Here is a 3,628-nt window from a genome sequence, read left to right as displayed (position 1 = left end):
GGTTGAACTGTCCCTTCAAACAGCCGAACACTGAGGACAACGCCACGATAATCATCGTATACCGAATCAAAAACCAGCGCTTTTAACGGTGCATTCACATCCCCATTCGGAGCTGGAATCTTATGAACGATCTGCTCAAGCAATTCAGGGATCCCAATGCCTTTTTTAGCACTGGCCAAGACGGCATCGGACGCATCCAAACCAATTACGTTTTCAATTTCAGTTCGGACCTTTTCGGGTTCTGCTGAAGGTAAATCAATTTTGTTGATCACCGGAACGATTTCCAAATTATCGTCGATGGCCAAATAAACATTGGCCAAGGTCTGAGCTTCAACACCTTGAGCGGCGTCAACAACCAACACCGCCCCCTCACAGGCCGCCAGACTCCGTGAGACCTCATAGGAGAAGTCCACGTGCCCTGGCGTATCAATTAGGTGGAATTCATAGTCGTGGCCGTCTTTGGCGTGATAAGTCAATTCTACGGCGTTTAATTTGATCGTAATTCCTCGTTCCCGCTCCAAGTCCATATTATCAAGAAGTTGATCCTTCATATCACGTTTGGCAACGGTATCCGTCATTTCCAGGATTCGATCGGCTAAGGTCGATTTCCCATGGTCAATGTGAGCAACGATGGAAAAATTGCGAATATATTTTTGATGGTCCTTCATTTTGTTTAAATCCATGTTGTATTCTCACTTTCATTTGTTTAACTCATTGTTTCAATTATACCAGCCCTTCCAGTTTATCTAAAGATTCATTGGCCGGCAAGTGTAACCGTAACCCACAGGGCTATCAAAAAAGGCCAAACATGACGATTTTCGCCAGTTGGCCTCCTGCTTCGCTTCATGATTACTGTGTCTTACTTATCAAAAGCGTCTTTCATTTTATCGAAAAAATTACTGCCGCCCTTGCCGGCGATATTGTCACCGCTGGCCTTCGCGAATGCTTCAAGGGCAATTTTTTGCTCTTTGTTCAGGGTCTTTGGTGTCACGACGTTAACAGTCACACGTTCGTCACCATTTCCATTGCCACGAAGTCTTGGTGCGCCCTTGCCTTTCAGACGGAATGTCGTTCCAGTCTGGGTTCCGGCAGGGACTTTTAATTCAACGTCTCCATGAACGGTTTTCACCTGAATTTTACCGCCAAGCGCTGCTCGGGCAAAAGTAATATCCTGATTGACGTAAATGGTTGATCCGTCTCGAGTGAAGTCTTTACTTGGCTTTACTCTAAAGACAATATACAAATCACCGTAAGGACCGCCGTTATCACCAGCTTCACCTTGTCCTTGCAGACGCATTTGTTGGCCATCATCAATTCCGGCAGGAACTTTGACTTCAAGTGTATGGCGTTCGTCAGTCTTCCCGCGGCCACCACAGGTTGGGCACTTTTCTTTAATTTCTTTACCAGTTCCATGACAAACCGGGCAGGTCTGACGTGACTGCATCCGCCCAAGTGGCGTATTTGTCTCAGTCACGACATAGCCACGGCCGCCACAGTTTGAACAAGTCACCGGAGACGTCCCCGGCTTAGCACCAGTTCCGTGACAGGTCTTACACTGAGCTTCACGATTGTATTTGATTTCAGTCTTTTTGCCAAAAATGGCTTCTTCAAATTCAAGGGTCATCTGATATTGAAGATCCCGTCCCTGTCTGGGTGCGGATGGATCAGCGCGTTGCTGGCCGCCACCGAAGAATTGACTAAATATGTCATCAAATCCAAAGCCGCCACCACCATCAAAGTTACCAAAGCCACCTTGACCTCCAGCGCCGCCAAAGCCTGCACCGGCGCCATCAGCTGAACCATACTGGTCATAATTGGCCCGCTTTTGCGGATCACTCAGCGTTTCATATGCTTCGTTAATTTCCTTAAATTTTGCCTCGGCATCGGGAGCCTTATTAATATCTGGATGCCACTTCTTAGAAAGTTTACGATAGGCGTGTTTGATTTCATCATCGCTGGCGTCTTTGGATACTCCGAGAATGCTATAATAATCTTTTTCTGCCATTAGAAACTCCCATCTTCATACAATTCTTTAACCATGATAATATACCATATTTTAACAAAAAGCCAAAGCCAGTCGGCCTTGACTTCTCATTAGAAATATTAATCAATCGTTATTTTTTATCATCATCGTGAACTTCATGGAAGTCACCATCAACGGTACCATCGTCACCCTTGCCGTCGCCGTTACCATCGGTTGAACCACCTTGGGTTCCAGCATCGCCTTGAGCCTGGCCGTCTTTAGGCGCCTGTTGTTGATACAACTTGACTGCCAAATCTTGAACAATCTTGTTCAAATCGTCTTTTTTGGCCTTCATGTCATCAACGTTGTTATCTTCCTTCGCCTTTTTAAGGGCATCACGAGCGTCTTCAGCCTTCTTGATTTCGTCATCTGATACTTTGCCCTTTACATCTTTGAGCGTCTTATCAGTTTGGAAAAGCAATTGGTCGACTTCATTGTTCAAATCAGCTGATTCCTTACGTTGCTTATCAGCTTCTTCGTTTTCTTTAGCTTCCTTCATCATCTTTTGAATTTCATCATCTGAAAGGCCTGATGAATCCTTGATGGTGATCTTTTGTTCCTTACCGGTCCCTTTATCCTTGGCAGAAACGTTTACAATCCCGTTCTTGTCAATATCGAATTTAACTTCGATTTGAGGAACCCCACGAGGAGCTGCTGGAATGTCAGTCAACTGGAACTGACCAAGCGTTTTATCATCGGCAGCCATTGGACGTTCACCTTGAAGAACGTGAATGTCAACGGCCGGTTGATTATCGGCAGCAGTTGAGAAAACCTGTGATTTACTGGTAGGAATCGTTGTGTTACGATCAATCAACTTGGTGAAGACACCACCCATGGTTTCGATACCCAATGAAAGCGGTGTGACATCAAGTAAAACAACGTCTTTCACATCACCAGTAATCACACCACCTTGAACAGCAGCACCCAAGGCAACGGCTTCGTCAGGGTTGATTGAGTGGTTGGATTCCTTGCCGGTCCATGATTTAACAGCTTCTTGAACAGCTGGAATTCGAGTTGAACCACCATTTAAGATGACTTGGTCAATATCTGATGTACTTAACTTAGCATCCTTCAATGCGTTGTCGAACGGGGTCTTGGTCTTGGCAACCAGGTCAGCCGTCAATTCATTGAATTTGGCACGGGTCAAAGTAGTTTGCAGATGTAATGGCCCATTATCGCCTGCTGAAATAAATGGCAAACTGATTTCTGATTCAGTCACACCGGACAAATCCTTCTTCGCCTTTTCGGCAGCATCCTTCAAACGTTGAAGCGCCATCTTGTCTTTAGACAAATCAACGCCGTTTTCCTTCTTGAAGCCTTCAACTAACCAATCAATGACACGTTGGTCAAAGTCATCACCACCAAGGTGGGTATCACCGTTTGTTGACAGAACTTGGAAAACACCGTCACCCAATTCAAGGATGGAAACATCAAACGTTCCACCACCCAAATCGTAGACCAAAATCTTTTCGTCTTTATCCTGCTTATCCAAGCCAAATGCCAAAGCAGCTGCGGTTGGTTCGATGATAATTCGCTTAACGATTAAACCAGACATCTTAACGGCATCTTTATTTGCATGACGTTATGAATAGTTAAAGTATGCAG

General features: G+C 45.2%; 2 protein-coding genes and 1 pseudogene. All 3 read right to left on the bottom strand.

Going from position 1 to position 3,628, the window contains the following annotated elements; all coding sequences use genetic code 11:
- The coding region (locus tag AB3112_RS09565; protein WP_367334378.1) for a GTP-binding protein at positions 1-683 on the bottom strand (683 nt) is incomplete at its 3' end.
- Positions 684-859: 176 nt separating this feature from the next.
- Complete coding sequence (gene dnaJ / locus AB3112_RS09560) at positions 860-2,005, bottom strand: molecular chaperone DnaJ (protein ID WP_084975520.1); 1,146 nt, start codon at positions 2,003-2,005, stop codon at positions 860-862.
- Positions 2,006-2,114: 109 nt separating this feature from the next.
- Positions 2,115-3,628, bottom strand: a pseudogene (dnaK, locus tag AB3112_RS09555) (molecular chaperone DnaK); the annotation flags it as partial.

The sequence above is a fragment of the Lentilactobacillus sp. genome, from assembly GCF_040773105.1.
In the GTDB taxonomy this organism is placed as follows: Bacteria; Bacillota; Bacilli; order Lactobacillales; family Lactobacillaceae; genus Lentilactobacillus; species Lentilactobacillus parabuchneri.
This window is presented reverse-complemented; position numbering and strand designations above follow the sequence as displayed.